The following is a 17,892-nucleotide window of genomic DNA, read 5'->3' as shown; positions in this document are numbered from 1 at the left end:
GTTACAATAGCAGAGAGGATACACCTGTTCCCATTCCGAACACAGAAGTTAAGCTCTCTAGCGCTGATGGTACTTGGTGGGAAACTGCCTGGGAGAGTAGGACGTAGCCACGTAATTTTTTTTATTTATTAAGTTTCTTATTTTTAAAGTACTATTTTTAAAGTATGTTATAAATACTTTGTATAAATACATATAATAGTTTAAAGAGATTGATTCTTTAAATATAGGGTGGGAGCTCTTATAGATATGTACTTTTAAATAAGAAAGGAGATAAGTAAGTGTCTGTAATCAATAGTTTTATTTTACAATATGGATTAATCTCTGTATTTGTATTAATTATGATTGAGTATGCTTGTTTTCCATTACCTAGCGAAGTTGTTTTACCACTATGTGGAGCAATTGCGGCAAGAAATCATTTTGGATTTTTGACAATTCTAATTTTGAGTATAATTGCAGGTATACTTGGTTCAATATTTTGTTACACAGTAGGAAATTGGGGTGGTAAATCTATCATCAATAAAATAATAGAAATATGCCCAAAGGCGAAGAAAGGAATATTTGCATCTCAGGATTATTTTAATAAATATTCTTCTATTTCTGTTTGCGTATGTAGATTAATTCCATTATGTAGAACATACATATCTTTTATAGCAGGTATAGCAGGTCAAAATATTATAACTTTTGTAATGTCATCTCTTGTGGGAATTACCATATGGAATATTTCCTTAATTAGTATTGGGTATATTTTCTCAGAGAGTTGGGTAAAAATAATGTCTCATTATAATGATTATAAATTTCTAGTTTTAATTATACCAATATCTGTAATCCTTATTGGATTTGCTATTAAGTCATATATACATAAAAAACATCACAAGGTGAGATTATAAAAAATCAGTAGATTTTCTCATTATTTTCTATACTTATTGTAGTATCTAAATGTTTGAAATAATTTCCAATAATCAAATCCCCGTTTTTAGTCCAGTCTGGAAACGGGGATATTTAATCCTCTTATACTGTACTTACTGTATTTGTTGGTTAAGCACAGTATAGGTTTATAAATAAGTATTGTCAAGATAATAAATATAAAAGGGAGAATAATACAATAATTGATATGTTGCTCAATATACTGTGTATTTTTTACAGATACAGTAAGGTTGTCCATCATGAAATATATCTATAAAGCTCAGTATATGACTATTGAAATAAGCTGTAACCTGATAATTTTCAATTATTTCCTCAAAAAAATCTATAAGATATATCTACAAGTGATTTTTTCTTTAAAGTTGAGAAAGAGGTATCATTAATTTATAAAATCGATTTTAGCTTATATCCTTTTATGCTAAAATGGTGTTAAGAAATGAAACAAATACTATTTATATAAAAGGGGTAAGAATATGGATATAATAGATAATCTAAGGGTACAAGGGGTAGATGAGAAGCTTATTGAAGATGTGCTATATTTTAGACGTTATTATGGTCTAGAAAAAGATTTAGAATACAGAGTAACAAATTCTAAAACTTATTTTTATGGAAAAGAAATTTTGTCTATGTGTATAGCAGCTATTTTAGAAGAAGAAAATATATTGTTATCAGGACCAAAGGCAACAGGAAAAAACTTACTTGCTGATAATTTGGGGGAGATATTTAATAGACCTCAATGGAATACATCATTTCATATAAATACGGACAGTTCAACACTTATAGGTACAGATACTTTTATAGATAATGAAGTTAAGCTTAGAAGGGGTTCAGTCTATGAATGTGCTATAAATGGGGGATTTGGTGTATTTGATGAAATTAATATGGCAAAGAATGATGCTATAGTTGTAGTACATTCAGCTTTAGATTATAGAAGAATAATTGATGTACCTGGATATGAGAGAGTCAATCTACATCCAGCAACAAGATTTATTGGAACTATGAATTATGAATATGCAGGAACAAAAGAGCTTAATGAAGCACTAGTATCTAGATTTATGGTGATAGATATTCCTTCTATAGAAGAAGATAAGTTAATGATGATTTTAAAAAATGAATTTCCAGATGCTGATGAAAAAAAATTAATACACTTTGCAGGCATATTTTTAGATTTACAATTGAAGTCTCAAAATGGTGAGATATCTAGCAAAGCTATTGACTTACGTGGTCTTATGGCATCTCTTAAGACTATAAGAAGAGGATTAAAACCAACTCTTGCAATTAATATGGGACTTACAGGAAAGACTTTCGATATATATGAGAAAGAAATGGTTGGAGATGTAATTAAAACTAGAATACCTAATAAATGGGAGAGTATAGATGTATTTCCAATAAGTCATATTTAATATAGGTGAGATTATGAAATGGATATATGATGATTATGAATTTGAAAACAGAGCAAATAACTTATCTTGGACAATAGCTGGAGATTACAATGAAAGTATAGATATATCAGAAAAAGATTATTCTTCAAAAGAAGTAGGTTTATATTTTGCAATAATTGCAGGTGCTAGAAGAAAATATGTAGATTGGGGCATAGTGAAAAAATACCTTACAAATAGAATACGAAAAGGATATGATAAAGATATTATACTGGGTCTGATTCAAGTTATATTAAATACAATAGTTGAAGAAAAGGCTATTAAAGATAGACCAGGGATAGAAGATATAAGAAAAAATGCTTATAAAGATATTGTTTCACGTTTTACCAAAATACACAATGACAATATTATGGATAAAATTAAATATGCCTTTGTACTTTACAATATGGACAAGCATCCAGCATTAGACAGCCTAACTAGAAGAATAGTTAATGACATAAGAAATATAGATACAAATAAAGATATTATGGAGATTTTAAAGTCCTTAGATGTAATATATTTAACTTACTTTGAGTATATATTAAATGGAGAAGAAAGTAGTTCTACATATGATGAAAGTAATGTAAAAGATGTTGACGTAAATTTTGATACATTTGCTGACTTTATGTATGAAGAACTTTATAGTGATGAAGAAGAAAATATTATTGAAAGTGATATAGACTCTATATCTTCATCTATTCTTATAGAAGGAGTAGGAGATTTTGAGGATTCTCAATCTAGTAATTCAGCAGACAGGGTTATATATGTTGATGAAGAGACTGCAAATAAAATATATTCAAAAATAGAACATTATTATGGGAAAACTTATTTGAGTAAAGGTGAAATTAAAAAGATTGAAACACAAAATTGTAGAAATGTTCATGAAGGGTGTAGAATACACTTTACAGATGGAGTTCTTAGAAGTGAGTGTAATAATGTATTCCAGTTAAAATATGTAACAAGGCAAAAAGAAAATAATTTAGGGAAATTTAGAGAACATGCTAGAATGTATAGACAGCAGATAAAGAGATTAAAAGAAAGTTTAGCTAGAATTTTGATAGAAGAAAATGCTAAAACTAGAGTATACTCTGATTGTGGCACTATATTAGCAAATAGAGCCTGGAGAGTTGGTAGAAGTAATAATAATAAAATATTTTATAAAGATATAGAAAATGAAAAAGGAAAATATGTTATTGATATATTATTAGATGCAAGTGGCTCTCAAAGCAGGAATCAAGGAAATGTAGCAATTCAGGCGTATATAATCGCAAATGCCCTAACAGTAGTTGGTATACCAAATAGAGTTATGGGATTTTCTAGTTTTTTGGATTATACAATATTAAAAAGATTTAAAGATTATGATGATAGTTTAAAAAATAGCGAAAATATATTTGAATACTTTTGTGCTGGTAATAATAGAGACGGTTTGGCTATAAAATCTATATGTAGTGGTCTAATAAATAGAGATGAAGAAAATAAAATTTTGATAGTTCTTAGCGATGGAAGGCCAAATGATGTAAAGATAGGAAAAAATAGTGAGAGAACCTTAAGGGGAGAAAAAGCTTATAGAGGTATAGTTGGTTTGAGAGATACAGCCAATGAGGTAAGAAAGGCTAGAAAACAAAATATATTGGTATTAGGAGTATTTACAGGAAAAGAATCAGAACTTGAGGCTGAAAGATTAATATATGGAAATGATTTTATATATTCTAGAGATATAACTAGATTTTCTGATGTGGTTTCAATGTATTTAAAGAAGATAATTAGAAATTAATCAAAATTATAAAAAATAATTTATATGCATAAAAATATAAAAATAAATAAAATTTGTGAAAAACATAGAAATTTTCACAGAAAAGGTATACAATGATTTATATAGAAATGATTTAAGAATAATTTAAAAATTAAATATATAATATTATAGGTTCTTTAAGTAAGATTAATAGGGAAAAAGGTTAAATTCCTTTACAGTCCCCGCTACTGTGATGCAGACGAAACTTTTGTTAGCCACTATGATGATATATTTTTATATTTCATGGGAAGGAAGAGAAGTAGGATGAAGCTAAGTCAGGAGACCTGCCTAAAATATTAAAGTAATTTCTTCGGGGATGGAGAAAGTTTCTTATAATAATTATGCAGATATATTTATTTTATGTGTTTGTATTTGGATTTTCGGAAATTGGAAGCCTAACCATCGAGTTAGGCTTTTTTATTTTATTAGGTAAATCAGACATATATTATTTATGTTTTAATTATTGGAAAAGGAGAGAGGGGATACTAAAATGAAACAGAATATCAAGTTAGGGGTTATCACTGCACTTATGTTAATCATTTTAACTCCAGTTACGTCAAATGCAATGCATATAATGGAAGGTTATTTACCAGTAAAATGGTCTATAGCATGGGGAGTTATATTTATACCATTTTTCTTAGTAGGACTCAAATCAATAGGTAAAATAGTAAAGCAGGACCCTAAAAAGAAAGTATTATTAGCACTATGTGGAGCATTTGTATTTGTATTATCGGCACTAAAAATACCTTCAGTAACAGGAAGTTGCTCACATCCTACTGGAGTAGGTCTTGGAGCAATAATGTTTGGACCAAGTGTAATGTTTGTTCTTGGAACGATAGTTTTAATATTCCAAGCGTTACTATTAGCACATGGAGGAATAACTACCTTAGGAGCGAACGCTTTTTCAATGGCTATTGTAGGGCCAATTATATCATTCTTAATATTTAAAGCATTAAAGAAAAAAGACGGAAATAATGCAATGCCAGTATTTCTTGCAGCAGCAATAGGAGATTTGGCTACATATACAATAACTTCGATACAGTTGGCACTGGCTTTCCCAGATCCATCAGGTGGAGTGATGGCTTCAGCAATTAAATTCTTAGGAATTTTCTTTATGACTCAAATACCAATAGCAATAGCAGAAGGTATTCTTACTGTAATTGTATATAATTTAGTTACAGAAAATGGAGAAAAAAGTATACTAGAAAATAGTGATAAAGGAGTTAAAGCTAATGAGTGCTAAAACAAAGACGAAAACTAATATATTACTACTTTTATTAGTAGTGGCTCTTATCATATTCCCATTGCTTGTTAACTCAGGTGCTGAATATGGAGGGGCAGATGGTCAAGCTGAAAGTGAAATTACTAAGATAAATCCAGATTATGAGCCATGGTTTAGTAGTCCATATGAGCCACCAAGTGGAGAAATAGAAAGTTTATTATTCTCTGCACAGGCAGCTCTAGGAGCAGGTGTAATAGGGTACATACTAGGTCTTCAAAGAGGAAAGAGAAGTTAATTATGCTTATAATTGATAAATATGCATACACAAATAGATTAAGTAAAGTAAATCCAAATAAAAAAGTAGCCATAGGAGTAATCTTTCTGATTGCTTCTATGGTAATAAAAAATATATTTGTTTTAAGTGGAATTATGATTTTAATGAGTATTCTAGTTGTTTGTGTGGCTGGAATAGATTTAAAGAATTATTTAAAATTACTCAGAATACCAATGTACTTTTTATTTCTTAGTGTAGGAATAACCCTTGTAAATATATCTTTTAATAAGGCAGACTTATTATACAGCTTTGAAATTTTTAGTTTCAATGTAGGAATATCAAAGGCATCTATTGACACGTCCATTCACGTGTTATTTAGGGCTATGTCTTGTTTGACTTGTGTGTACTTTTGTATACTTACAACACCTTTTAATCAGTTAATATTCTTCTTTAGAAAACTGCATTTACCTGATACTTTTGTTGAGCTATCAATGTTAATATATAGGTTTATATTTATATTTCTAGAAGAATTTTCAGAAATATATAAGTCACAAGAGCTAAGATTTGGGTACATAAATTTAAAAACTTCATATAAATCCTTAGGAATTCTTGGAAGTATGCTGTACAAAAGACTTATGACAAGGTATGATGATATGTGTATATCATTAGACATAAAATTGTATGATGGTAAATTTCACATAGTAGGGGATAATGATGTTTAAAATAAATAATTTAACTTATCAATATGAAAAGAATGCCAATGCATTATTAAACATTAATATGGATTTCTCAAAAGGAAATGTTATAGGTATAATAGGTTCAAATGGTTCAGGAAAATCAACATTATTTATGAATTTAATGGGTATATTAAAACCTACATCTGGAGAAATTCTTTTTAAAGAAGAAAAATTAAAATATGATAAGAAAAGTTTGTATAATCTTAGAAAAAATGTGGGTATTGTCTTTCAAGACCCAGAAAAACAAATTTTTTATTCAAAAGTATATGATGATATAGCATTTGCAATGAGAAACATTGGTATGGATGAAAAAACAATTAAAGAGAGAATAAACAAAGCTCTAGTAGCTGTTAATGGAATAGATTTTATAGACAGACCAGTACATTTTCTTAGTTATGGTCAGAAAAAAAGGGTAGCGATAGCATCAGTTATAGCAATGGAAAATGAAATTATATTGCTTGATGAGCCTACAGCTGGCTTAGACCCAGTAAGTACTAGGTCTATTGTAGACATAATAAAGGGATTAAATAAAGATAATATAAAAATAGTAATATCCAGTCATGATATGAACTTAATGTATGAAATATGTGATTACATATATGTATTGGATAAGGGGATTTTGATTGATGAAGGAAAGGCAGAAAATGTATTTATAAATGAAAATAATATAATACAAGCTGGCTTAGAATCCCCATGGTTGGTAAAAGTACATAAAAATATGAATTTACCTTTATTTAAGAAAGAAGAAGATTTGTATAAGTATTGGAAAGAAAGAGAACTTAATACAAACAAATAATTAAGCCCTAAACCTATTTTAAAAAAATAAATTTATATATAATAACCCTTAACCTAGACCCCTTAAAGGTGCCTTATGATTCCCCAAATCATAAGGTTATTTTTTTTGAATAATAAAATAAATTGTATGGAAAAGTGTTATTTAATTGTAATATATTGGAAATAATCTATTAATATAATACATAATTATAATTTGAAGTAATTCATATTTTAGATTAAAATATATTTATGGCTGTTAACAGGAGGAGAAATATGAATTTAGATACATTAAATCCTGCTCAAAGAGAAGCAGTAGAAAAGACTGAAGGTCCAGTACTTATATTGGCTGGTGCTGGTTCAGGTAAAACTAAGGTATTAACAACAAGAATAGCATACCTTATAGAAGATAAAGGTGTACAAGCACCAAATATATTAGCTATAACATTTACAAACAAAGCTGCAAATGAAATGAGAGAGAGAGTTGAACAAAACATAGGTCCTGAAACTAAGGACATGTGGATAAGTACATTCCATTCTTGTTGTGTTCGTATACTCAGAAAAGATATAAATAAGATTGGTTACAACAGAAGTTTTGTAATTTATGATTCTGCAGATCAAGTTACATTGGTTAAAGATTGTCTTAAAGAATTAAATTTAAGTGATAAGGTATTTGAACCAAAAGCAGTTATAAGTGCTATTTCAGGAGCAAAAGACAAGCTTTATACTCCAAAACAGTTTAAAGATATCAACATGGCAGATAATAGAATGGTTAAGATTGCGGATATTTATGCTTTATATCAAGACCGTTTAAAAAGAAATAGTGCACTTGACTTTGATGATTTAATTCTTAAAACTGTAGAACTTTTCAAGGCTAATGATGAAGTATTAGCATATTACAGAAGTAGATTTAGATACATAATGGTAGATGAGTACCAAGATACAAGTAAGGCTCAATATGAATTGATAAAATTACTAGCAAGAGAACATCAAAATATTTGTGTTGTTGGAGATGATGACCAAAGTATTTATGGATGGAGAGGGGCCGATATAAGAAATATACTTGAATTTGAGAAGGATTATGACAATGTACATGTTGTAAAGTTAGAGCAAAATTATAGGTCTACACAAGTAATATTAGATGCAGCTAATAAAGTCATATCTAATAATATAGAAAGAAAAAGAAAAAAACTTTGGAGTGAAAAAAAAGAAGGAGAGCTTATAAAAATACAATTAACTAGTAGCGAAATAGAAGAGGCTGATTTCATTGCTGACTCAATTGCACAAATAGCTAGAAAAGAGAATAGACCTTATAAGGATTTCGCAGTACTTTATAGAGCAAATGCACAAGCTAGACCTGTAGAAGATGCTTTAAATAGGAGTCAAATCCCGTACAATATATATGGTGGTACAAAATTCTATGAAAGAAAAGAAATAAAGGATTTGTTGGCGTATTTAAGAGTTATTCAAAACCCACAGGATGATATATCTATAAAAAGGATTATAAATGTTCCTAGAAGGGGAATAGGGCTTAGAACTATAGAAAAAATTGAAGACAGAGCTAATTTAAAACAAGAAAGTATATATTCAGTATTAATTGATATAGAAACAAATTCAGATATATCTACTAAAGCAAGAGCGAGTATAAGTGGATTTGTTGATATTATAAGCACTCTTAGAACTATAAAAGAAGTTTATCCTGTTAGTAAACTTATAGAAAAAGTCTTGGACACTACAGGATATATGGACGAGCTAGTAGAGATAAGAAATAAAAATGAAAAAGATTTAACTGGTAAAGGTGAAGAAGCCCAAGATAGAATTGACAACTTAAGAGAATTTATATCTATAGCTTTAGAGTTTGAAAGTAGTAATGATGAGAATTATGAAAATAAAGACTTAGAGACATTCTTAACTAGTATAGCACTTACATCTGAATCAAATGATGAAGAAGACAATGACAGGGTTTCTCTTATGACAATTCATACGTCTAAAGGACTGGAATTCCCTGTAGTGTTCTTAATAGGCATGGAAGAAGGGTTATTCCCTATATCAAGGGCTATAAAGTCTCTGAGTGATTCACAGATAGAAGAAGAAAGAAGACTTTGTTATGTTGGTATAACTAGAGCTAAAGAAGAACTATATATGTCATTAACAGAGAAGAGAACATTATATGGTAAAACAAATGTTGCAATAGCTTCAAGATTTATGGAAGAGTTGCCAGAAGAATGTATAGAAAGATTGTACAAAGTAAAAAAAGAGTTAAGTTATTCCAAAGCAAGCTATAATATGTTAGATAAATATACTAAAAAATATATGAATACTATAAGTAAATCTAAAGTTGCAGATAAAGTTAATGCAACGATAAAAGATTCTAATAAAGAAACGAATCCAGATGATATAAAACTTGGCTCTAAAGTACATCATCCTAAATTTGGGGTTGGGACAGTAGTATCCATAATTGGTACAGATATTACTATAGCTTTTGACAAGCAAGGAATTAAAAAAATAAATAAAGAATATACAACACTAAATATTTTATAATGGAGGTAAATGAGAAATGGATAGTATAAACTTTGCTACAAACTTAATAGACTTCATATATGATAGCCCATCGTCTTTTCATGCAGTCGAGAGTGCTAAGGAAATCTTAGATAAAAATGGATTTGAAGAATTAGTTTTGAATCAGAAATGGAATCTAAAAGTTGGTGGAAAATATTATGTTACTAAAAATTTATCAGCTATAGTAGGCTTTGTAGTAAATTCAGAAGATATAGAAAGAGATGGATTTAGGATAATAGGTTCTCATTCAGATTCTCCTACATTTAGTATTAAGCCAAATGCAGAAATGGAAGCCGAAAAATCTTATTTGAAGTTGAATACAGAGTGCTATGGAGGGGCAATATTGAATACATGGTTAGATAGACCTCTTGGAATAGCTGGTAGAGTAGTTTTAAAAGGTGATAATATATTAAAACCAAACGAAAGACTTATAGACTTTAAAAAGCCAATTTGTATAATACCAAATCTAGCTATACATTTAAATAGAAGTATAAATGATGGTCATTCATATAACAAACAAAAAGATATGTTACCTTTAGTTGGTCTATTAAATGATACGTTAGAAAAAGATAATTTTCTTTTAAAACAAATAGCATCTAATTTGAATGTAAATATGGAAGATATTATAGATTTTGATTTATTTTTATATGAATTTGAAAAAGGAAGCTTAATAGGGGCGAATAATGAATTTATATCTATTGGAAGACAAGATAATCTTGCAATGGTACATGCTAGTTTGAATGCTCTTGTTGATACTAAGGGTCAACATGGTGTAAATGTAATGGCTGTATTTGATAACGAAGAAGTTGGTAGTTCTACTAAACAAGGTGCAGATTCAAATATGCTATTAAATATATTAGAGAGAATCTGTTTATCAATAGGTAAAGATAGAGAAGAGTTTTTTGAGTCTATTTATTCATCTTTTATGATATCATCAGATTTGGCTCATGCTATACATCCAAACACCCCAGAAAAACATGACCCAACTAATAAACCAGTTATGGGAAAAGGACCAGTTATAAAGATAAATGCTAGTCAGGCATACACAAGTGATGGATATTCTATAGCTGTTTATAAAAATATATGTAGAGAAGCTAATGTTGAGTATCAAGAATTTGTCAATAGGTCAGATGAAAGAGGTGGAAGTACTATAGGGCCAATATCTTCTACTCATATAGATATACCATCTGTGGATGTGGGAAGTCCAATTTTAGCAATGCACTCTATAAGAGAATTAGGCAATGTTGAGGATCATTATAGTATATATAAAACATTTAGTAAGTTTTTTGAAATATAAATATAAGATAAACAATTTGGAGATGAGACTATGAAATTAGGATTATGCTTAGAGGGTGGAGGCGCAAAAGGAGCCTACCAAGCAGGAGTAGTAAAAGCATTATATGATGGAGGAATAAATAAATTTTATTCAATTTCAGGGACATCAATAGGAGCTATAAATGGATATTACTTATACACAGGTAATGTTGATAAATTAGAAAAAATGTGGACAAATATAAAAGATATCCAGAATGGAAATGTAAAAATAGTAAATAATACTGTGGATAATTCTCCTGCTATAGATAATTTAAGGGAACTAGATGATAGCAAGACAGAAGAAATGAAATTTTATGTTAATTATGTAGAAGTTGATAATAAGGTAGTATCAGAAAAGATTGTTGATGTATCAAAAATGCCTCGTAATGAAGCTATTATAAGCATTTCGTATAGTGGATTGCTACCAGCAAATCCAAATGCTACTCTTGGTTTTAAAGAACAATTTGTGAAAGATGTACAAGAAGGAATTTATGATGGTTTCAAATTAGATGGAGGTCTAATTAGGAGTGCGTTAATTGAACCACTAATTGGGGATAATGTGGATAAAATTATTTTAATATCCACAAAACATAATTATGAGTTGCCAGATGATATCAAAAAAATCTATGATGAAGATAGAATTGTAGTGGTTAGACCTAATACTAAGTTTGTACCTAAAGACACTCTTAATTTTGATGATAAGTTTTGTAAAACTATTTATCGAGAAGGATATGAAATAGGAAAAAATATACTTGATAGACTTTAATTTAGAGTATAATATAATAAATATAATTGTGTAATTTAACTAATGAAAAGGAAGGTAATAAATTATGGAAAATAAAAATCCTATAGTAACTATAGAAATGGAAAATGGAAAAGAAATCAAAATTGAGTTATATCCAACTATAGCTCCAAATACAGTTAAAAATTTTGTATCATTAGTAAATGAAGGATACTATAATGGAATAATCTTTCATAGAGTAATACCAGGATTTATGATACAAGGAGGATGCCCAAATGGTACAGGAATGGGTGGACCAGGATACTCTATAAAAGGTGAATTTAGTGGTAATGGATTTACTAATAATTTAAAACATGAAAGAGGAGTTATATCAATGGCTAGAACTATGGCACCTAATTCAGCTGGCTCTCAATTTTTCATAATGCATAAAAACTCACCACATTTAGATGGTCAATATGCAGGTTTTGGTAGAGTAATAGAAGGTATAGATGTTGTTGATGAAATAGCATCAGTTAGAACAGATACAGCTGATAAGCCACAAAGTCCACAAATTATGAAATCTGTTACTGTAGAAACTTTTGGAATAGATTATTCAGATGTAGAAAAAAACTAAAACATATATAAAAGTTAACTATAAGTAAAAGTAAAAATATATTTTTTAAATGAAGATAAAGTGAGATGTAGTTGCGTCTTTAGACGAATACATCTCATTTTTTTATTTGTTTTATATAAGTAAAAATTATATCATATTATCAAATGTTAAATTACAAAATATATTAACTAAAAATAGCATTATATTTTAAGTTACTTATTCCATAAAACTACTATTATCTTTTATTATGAAATTTTAATTGAAAAGTAAAGTGTAATTAAAAAAAATTTACTAAAATTATTTTTATCTAAGTTTTTATACAATAATATATTAAATAAATACAGAATATATATGGAAAACACTTATTCCAGTATTTTTTGAAATTATTTTATCTATTTTATTTAAGAAAAATAAGTTTTTTGTACTTTTTGTTTAGAAAAAATATTGTTATGGTAATATCTTCTATTTACAATTTCACAACTTTGGTTTACAATAATAGAGACAATAAATCCTAAAAAACATAAGAAGAAAAAAGTGCTTAATATTTTAGAGAGACTGGTTTAGTTTACACCAGCTAAGCCAGTCAAGGAATAATTTAAAGTGTAATATATAATAATGAAAGAGAACATGTTATTAGAAATTTCTAATGCATGTTCTTTTTTTGTAGAAATTAGTATTATTATATAAATATTTAAGATAGTAAATTTCTAACTATGCTGTAACTAAGTATGTATTTTAACATAGTATAATATAGACCCAAAATGGAGGAATTATAAATGAGAAATATTATACTTTATTTAAGTGATGATACTTTTATATCAAAAAAATATCCAGATAAAAACTTTAGTTTTTTAGAATATTGTTTAATAGGAACTAAATATTCAAGTACTTTTGCAGAAGAAAAGCTTATTACTTTTTTCAAAGTAAGGATACCAGAGATGTTAAAAGACAAAAATATATTAAAGGCAGAGTTATTTATTCATATAAATTCAAATAAGAATTACATTTTTGACGAAAAAGTAGATATTGAAGTTAAAAGAATAAGCGAATATTATAATTCACAAACTATATCATGGAATGATAGATTGCGTATGGAAAATATAGGGGGATATTTACCAATTGGTATAAGTGATACATCTGACTATATTTGTTTAAATATTACAGGAATTGTAAAAGCGTGGTCAATGGGTAAGTATCCTAATTATGGTTTAGCTTTATCTTTAAATTATCCTTATCAAATTCTTGAATTTACATCTAGTAGAGGTCGTAGCAGACCATATATACTTATAACATTTGAAGATAGGAAGATAGATAATTGTTCTCCTAAATGTGGGTGTCTTCCAATTAGAATTACAGGTCCAACAGGACCAACTGGAAATACAGGACCAAGAGGAGCAACAGGAAGTACAGGAGCAACGGGAGAAATAGGTCCAACAGGGGCAACAGGAAGTACAGGAGCAACGGGAGAGATAGGCCCAACAGGGGCAACAGGAAGTACAGGAGCAACGGGAGAGATAGGCCCAACAGGGGCAACAGGAAGTACAGGAGCAACGGGAGAAATAGGTCCAACAGGGGCAACAGGAAGTACAGGAGCAACGGGAGAAATAGGTCCAACGGGAGCAACAGGAAGTACAGGAGCAACGGGAGAAATAGGCCCAACAGGTCCGACCGGAGCAACTGGTAATTCCTCTCAGCCAGTTGCTAACTTCCTTGTAAATGCACCGTCTGCACAAATACTAGCTAATGGAGAAGCTATAACAGGTTGGCAAGCAATAATAGGAAATAGTTCAAGTATAACAGTAGATGAAAATGGTACATTTACAGTACAGGAAAATGGTGTATATTATATATCGGTTTCAGTAGCATTGCAACCAGGTTCATCAAGTATAAATCAATATTCTTTCGCTATCCTATTTCCAATTTTAGGAGGGAGAGACTTAGCAGGTCTTACTACTGAGCCAGGAGGTGGAGGAGTAATTTCTGGTTATTTTGCTGGTTTTCTATTTGCTGGAACTACTTTCACTATAAATAATTTTTCATCTACAACAGTAGGAATACGAAATGGTCAATCAGCAGGAACTGCAGCTACTCTGACGATATTTAGAATAGCTGATACTGTTATGACTTAAAATATAAATGGTGAAAATATATTTAATTTCATACAAAAAAGAGTGCCTCATGAACTAAAAAGTTCATTTTGAGACACCCTTTTTTTGTTGTTTAAAAATTTTATATTATTTAAAGTTTTTGATTGCAGTAGTTAAATTAGGCACTAATTGTTTTTTTCTTGATACAACACCTGGTGCAAATGTACCTTGAACACCTTCAACACCAAATGCGTTTGCAATTAATCTATCTTCTGCTTTATAAATTAAATAAGAACCTTCCTTGATTATATCTGTAACTGCAAGAACTAATTTATCATAATCAGTTGAATTTATATAAGATAAAAATTCATCTTTTTTAGAGAATATAGAGTCTATGTCTAAAGTAAATACTTGTCCAATACCAACTCTATGTCCACTCATATTAAACTCTTTAAAATCCATATTTATTATTTCTTCTATAGTATATTCATCTAAAGAAGTACCATATTTAAACATATCCATAGCATACTTTTCCATATCTATTTTTGCTATTTTACTTAATTCTTCACAAGCTTTCTTATCCATGTCAGTTGTTGTTGGAGATTTAAATAATAATGTATCTGATAATATAGCAGATAAAAGAAGACCAGCTATTTCATAAGGTATTTCAACATTATTTTCTTTGTACATTTGATAAATTATAGTACTATTACATCCAACAGGCATTACTCTAAAAGACATAGGAACATCAGTAGAAATACCGCCAAGTTTATGATGGTCAACTATTTCAACTATATTTGCCTGTTCAATTCCATCAGCACTTTGGGCATATTCATTATGGTCAACTAAAACGACATTCTTTTTAGAAGGATTTAATAGATGACCTTTTGAAATTAAACCTAAAAACTTGTTATCATCATCTAATATAGGATAAGATCTGAAGTTAGTCTCTAGCATAATCTCTTTTATTTCATCCATGTAGTCATCTTCTTTGAATGTAATTAGATTTTCTGTGGTTTCTATAGAGTCTAAGAAACTACATTGATTTATTACATTAGAAGTTTTATAATTGTCACTTTCAACAGAAACAACAGACACTCCATTTATTTTAGCAAGAGCTAACAAATCTTTTGAAATCTCTGTATGATTAGTAAGTATTAAAAGTTTGACTTTTGTATCAATAGCGTATTCAATACTATCATATCTATCACCAACAATAGCTATGTCTCCTTCTTTTAAAGTCTCTATTAGAGTCTCCATCCCAAATGATAAAGTAACTACTCTACCTTTTACATCTTCACCACAATCCACAAGTATAGTACCATTAAGGTTTTTACAAATGTTTGATAGTGATGTGTGTATAGTTGTAAAGTGTTGATGAAGTAGGTTTTTAGCTATTTCTTTCATAGTAATGATACCAGCAAAAGTTCCATCATCATAAGTTACAGGTAGCGTTTTAACATTTTTTTCATCCATAAGATTATAAGCTTCTAATATAGATGAAGTAGGAGTTAAAGGCACTACTTTATCATAATTTAAATCTCTAACTTGTATTCTAACATTATCTAAAATTTCAGGTGCATCTACCTTAAAGTAATCTAAGGCATATTTAGCTTCTTTTCTGATATCTCCTAAAGCATAAGCTGTTGCTTTTATTCCTAGTTTGTTTTTTAAATGTGCTAATGAAATTGCAGAACATATTGAATCTGTATCTGGATTTTTATGTCCGAAAACTAATAAACTCATTTTAATACTCCTTTCAAAACTTGAATATAATAATAATTGATAAAAACATTATATCAAAAGGTGGTGGGTATTTGTTGTAAAAAGAAAAAAATTTAATGAAAAAAGATTATATAAAATTTTATTTCTTACATAAATACTACGAATTTGATATAAAAATTATTATTATATTATACTTTTACCCAATCACATACTTAACTAAATTTACTTTTATTTAAAATAAATTGCCTAAATATACCTATAATACTTATAAAGATACTAAAACTTGTGGTGTAATAGAAAAAGATGAAGCATTTGGTTTTACGAGGATTACTGAACCAGTAGGCTCCTCATCCAAGAGCTAAAAACTGTACTCTGCTAGAGTTGTACATGAAGCATCAGTTAAGGCAGGTGCACCAAAAGGACTTTATAGGTTGGGTAGATGTACCTTCAATCGAACTTACTAATGTTGTTATGTCAGAGAAAAACCTTATATATGTATATTTAATCAAATAACTTTAAAATTAGTCGTAAAATTTTTTTATTACATATAATTTTAAAGCATAATATGCAAAAAACTTTATGAAAAAATTATAAAAATATTCAGAAAATTCTATTGACTAATTTATTTATCATGATATAATAAGTTTAGAAAACAAAAAGAATTGGGGCCTATTAAGGCCCCCTTACTACTTTTTGATAGATTTATTTAGAATAACTTTCTCATTTTGATTTTTTATATTTATTATAGAGTCAGTATAATCTACTTCAAAGTTGGTAAAAGCAGAAAATAAATCTATGTCTCTTAATAAATGGATTGTCATAAGTTGATTGTTTCTATTTAACCTCAAAATTAATGCTTTTACAAATGGAAATTGGATTCTAGAATTAAATAAGTTAGAGCCATCAGTATTTATATCTAAGCTACGATAATTAATATCTATAAATATATCTACATCTTCGTTTTCTTCTCTTATTATTCTGTAGTCAAAATCCAAGTCTAAATTTAAATTACCTAAAACAAATAACATTTAAATCCTCTTTTCTATAAGTAGTTTAGAGTGTCAGTTTAACTTAAGCTCTCCATCTATTATAGATATAACTCTATCTGCTTTTCTAGCAATATTTTCATTATGTGTTATTATTATAAGAGTTTGGTTATATTTTTTTATAGAACTTTTTAGTAAATCCATGACTTCTTCTGTAGTTTTACTATCCAAATTTCCTGTTGGCTCATCTGCTAGTATTATACTTGGCTTTGCAGATAAAGCACGTGCAATAGCAACTCTTTGCTGTTGACCACCAGATAATTGATTGGGAAGATGATTTTTCCTTTCATTAAGCCCCAATAAATTTATAAGGTCTTCAATATATTCTTTATCTATTTTTTTATTGTCTAACTTTAATGGTAATTCTATATTTTCCTTTACATTTAATACAGGAATTAGATTATACTGTTGAAAGACAAATCCTACTTTTTGTCTTCTATATCTTGCTAGTTCTTTATCTGAAAGACAACATATATCTTTACCAGCAACTTTTATAGTACCATTACTTGGTCTCTCAAGACCACCTACTAAATGTAGAAATGTACTTTTTCCACTTCCACTTGGTCCAATTATCGCAACGAACTCACCCTTATTTACTTTTAAATTTGCATCCTTTAGTGCATGCACAGATGTTTCCTTTTTTCCATAAATCTTACCTAAGTTAGTAATTTCTAATATAGACATAATCATTC

15 protein-coding genes, 1 rRNA gene, 1 pseudogene and 1 riboswitch are annotated in these 17,892 nt (G+C 28.8%); of the genes and pseudogenes, 14 read left to right on the top strand and 3 right to left on the bottom strand.

What is annotated here, in order from left to right; translation table 11 throughout:
- The 13 genes from rrf to IR152_RS15475 all read left to right on the top strand — a co-directional run.
- Nucleotides 1-113: ribosomal RNA gene (gene rrf / locus IR152_RS15535) — 5S ribosomal RNA — on the top strand; the annotation flags it as partial.
- Nucleotides 114-278: 165 nt separating this feature from the next.
- Complete coding sequence (locus tag IR152_RS15530; RefSeq protein ID WP_227452832.1) at nt 279-887, top strand: DedA family protein; 609 nt, start codon at nt 279-281, stop codon at nt 885-887.
- 507 nt (nt 888-1,394) lie between these two features.
- Complete coding sequence (locus tag IR152_RS15525; protein ID WP_227452831.1) at nt 1,395-2,324, top strand: AAA family ATPase; 930 nt, start codon at nt 1,395-1,397, stop codon at nt 2,322-2,324.
- A 13-nt stretch (nt 2,325-2,337) separates the two neighbouring features.
- Nucleotides 2,338-4,113 carry a nitric oxide reductase activation-like protein gene (locus IR152_RS15520; protein ID WP_227452830.1) on the top strand — a complete coding sequence of 592 codons (1,776 nt, stop codon included), beginning with the start codon at nt 2,338-2,340 and terminating at the stop codon, nt 4,111-4,113.
- Nucleotides 4,114-4,244: 131 nt separating this feature from the next.
- Nucleotides 4,245-4,438: riboswitch (cobalamin riboswitch) on the top strand.
- A 183-nt stretch (nt 4,439-4,621) separates the two neighbouring features.
- Nucleotides 4,622-5,374, top strand: a complete 753-nt coding sequence (locus IR152_RS15515) for an energy-coupling factor ABC transporter permease (RefSeq protein WP_227452829.1) — start codon at nt 4,622-4,624, stop codon at nt 5,372-5,374.
- The gene (locus IR152_RS15510; RefSeq protein WP_227452828.1) at nt 5,364-5,648 is read left to right on the top strand and encodes an energy-coupling factor ABC transporter substrate-binding protein; all 285 of its coding nucleotides are present in this window, start codon (nt 5,364-5,366) and stop codon (nt 5,646-5,648) included. Before IR152_RS15515 ends, IR152_RS15510 begins: the two co-directional genes overlap by 11 nt.
- 2 nt (nt 5,649-5,650) lie before the next feature.
- Nucleotides 5,651-6,349: a cobalt ECF transporter T component CbiQ gene (gene cbiQ, locus IR152_RS15505; protein WP_227452827.1), complete on the top strand. Its 699-nt coding sequence runs from the start codon at nt 5,651-5,653 to the stop codon at nt 6,347-6,349.
- Complete coding sequence (locus tag IR152_RS15500; protein ID WP_227452826.1) at nt 6,342-7,160, top strand: energy-coupling factor ABC transporter ATP-binding protein; 819 nt, start codon at nt 6,342-6,344, stop codon at nt 7,158-7,160. Before cbiQ ends, IR152_RS15500 begins: the two co-directional genes overlap by 8 nt.
- 251 nt (nt 7,161-7,411) lie before the next feature.
- Nucleotides 7,412-9,676: a DUF3553 domain-containing protein gene (locus IR152_RS15495; protein ID WP_227452825.1), complete on the top strand. Its 2,265-nt coding sequence runs from the start codon at nt 7,412-7,414 to the stop codon at nt 9,674-9,676.
- Between the two features lie 16 nt (nt 9,677-9,692).
- On the top strand, nt 9,693-10,991 hold the full coding sequence (locus IR152_RS15490) for a M18 family aminopeptidase (protein ID WP_227452824.1): 1,299 nt from the start codon (nt 9,693-9,695) through the stop codon (nt 10,989-10,991).
- A gap of 30 nt (nt 10,992-11,021) precedes the next feature.
- Complete coding sequence (locus tag IR152_RS15485; protein WP_227452823.1) at nt 11,022-11,774, top strand: patatin-like phospholipase family protein; 753 nt, start codon at nt 11,022-11,024, stop codon at nt 11,772-11,774.
- Nucleotides 11,775-11,838: 64 nt separating this feature from the next.
- A complete protein-coding gene (locus IR152_RS15480) occupies nt 11,839-12,363 on the top strand; it encodes a peptidylprolyl isomerase (RefSeq protein ID WP_227452822.1) in 525 nt (174 codons plus the stop codon).
- A 755-nt stretch (nt 12,364-13,118) separates the two neighbouring features.
- The gene (locus IR152_RS15475; protein ID WP_227452821.1) at nt 13,119-14,471 is read left to right on the top strand and encodes a DNRLRE domain-containing protein; all 1,353 of its coding nucleotides are present in this window, start codon (nt 13,119-13,121) and stop codon (nt 14,469-14,471) included.
- A gap of 105 nt (nt 14,472-14,576) precedes the next feature.
- Here IR152_RS15475 and IR152_RS15470 read toward each other — a convergent pair whose 3' ends face one another.
- Nucleotides 14,577-16,175 carry a putative manganese-dependent inorganic diphosphatase gene (locus IR152_RS15470; RefSeq protein ID WP_227452820.1) on the bottom strand — a complete coding sequence of 533 codons (1,599 nt, stop codon included), beginning with the start codon at nt 16,173-16,175 and terminating at the stop codon, nt 14,577-14,579.
- Nucleotides 16,176-16,396: 221 nt separating this feature from the next.
- Between IR152_RS15470 and IR152_RS20545 the strand changes: the two are divergent.
- Nucleotides 16,397-16,646 (top strand): annotated as a pseudogene (locus IR152_RS20545) (hypothetical protein); the annotation flags it as partial.
- Between the two features lie 194 nt (nt 16,647-16,840).
- On the opposite strand, the gene IR152_RS15465 reads toward IR152_RS20545, so the two are convergent.
- Together IR152_RS15465 and IR152_RS15460 are read right to left on the bottom strand one after the other, a co-directional pair.
- On the bottom strand, nt 16,841-17,182 hold the full coding sequence (locus IR152_RS15465) for a hypothetical protein (RefSeq protein ID WP_227452819.1): 342 nt from the start codon (nt 17,180-17,182) through the stop codon (nt 16,841-16,843).
- Between the two features lie 33 nt (nt 17,183-17,215).
- On the bottom strand, nt 17,216-17,884 hold the full coding sequence (locus IR152_RS15460; RefSeq protein ID WP_227452818.1) for an ABC transporter ATP-binding protein: 669 nt from the start codon (nt 17,882-17,884) through the stop codon (nt 17,216-17,218).
- Between the last annotated feature and the right edge of the window lie 8 nt (nt 17,885-17,892).

The organism is Clostridioides sp. ES-S-0108-01 (genome assembly GCF_020662285.1).
GTDB lineage: Bacteria > Bacillota > Clostridia > Peptostreptococcales > Peptostreptococcaceae > Clostridioides.
This window is presented reverse-complemented; position numbering and strand designations above follow the sequence as displayed.

Bases quoted from the DNA above. Each gene is read 5' to 3' on its own strand.
- IR152_RS15520 (WP_227452830.1), top strand. From the start codon at position 2,338: ATGAAATGGATATATGATGATTATGAATTTGAAAACAGAGCAAATAAC.
- IR152_RS15490 (WP_227452824.1), top strand. From the start codon at position 9,693: ATGGATAGTATAAACTTTGCTACAAACTTAATAGACTTCATATATGAT.
- IR152_RS15475 (WP_227452821.1), top strand. From the start codon at position 13,119: ATGAGAAATATTATACTTTATTTAAGTGATGATACTTTTATATCAAAA.
- IR152_RS15485 (WP_227452823.1), top strand. From the start codon at position 11,022: ATGAAATTAGGATTATGCTTAGAGGGTGGAGGCGCAAAAGGAGCCTAC.
- IR152_RS15525 (WP_227452831.1), top strand. From the start codon at position 1,395: ATGGATATAATAGATAATCTAAGGGTACAAGGGGTAGATGAGAAGCTT.
- IR152_RS15465 (WP_227452819.1), bottom strand. From the start codon at position 17,182: ATGTTATTTGTTTTAGGTAATTTAAATTTAGACTTGGATTTTGACTAC.
- IR152_RS15480 (WP_227452822.1), top strand. From the start codon at position 11,839: ATGGAAAATAAAAATCCTATAGTAACTATAGAAATGGAAAATGGAAAA.
- IR152_RS15515 (WP_227452829.1), top strand. From the start codon at position 4,622: ATGAAACAGAATATCAAGTTAGGGGTTATCACTGCACTTATGTTAATC.
- IR152_RS15470 (WP_227452820.1), bottom strand. From the start codon at position 16,175: ATGAGTTTATTAGTTTTCGGACATAAAAATCCAGATACAGATTCAATA.
- IR152_RS15495 (WP_227452825.1), top strand. From the start codon at position 7,412: ATGAATTTAGATACATTAAATCCTGCTCAAAGAGAAGCAGTAGAAAAG.
- IR152_RS15500 (WP_227452826.1), top strand. From the start codon at position 6,342: ATGTTTAAAATAAATAATTTAACTTATCAATATGAAAAGAATGCCAAT.
- cbiQ (WP_227452827.1), top strand. From the start codon at position 5,651: ATGCTTATAATTGATAAATATGCATACACAAATAGATTAAGTAAAGTA.
- IR152_RS15460 (WP_227452818.1), bottom strand. From the start codon at position 17,884: ATGTCTATATTAGAAATTACTAACTTAGGTAAGATTTATGGAAAAAAG.
- IR152_RS15510 (WP_227452828.1), top strand. From the start codon at position 5,364: ATGAGTGCTAAAACAAAGACGAAAACTAATATATTACTACTTTTATTA.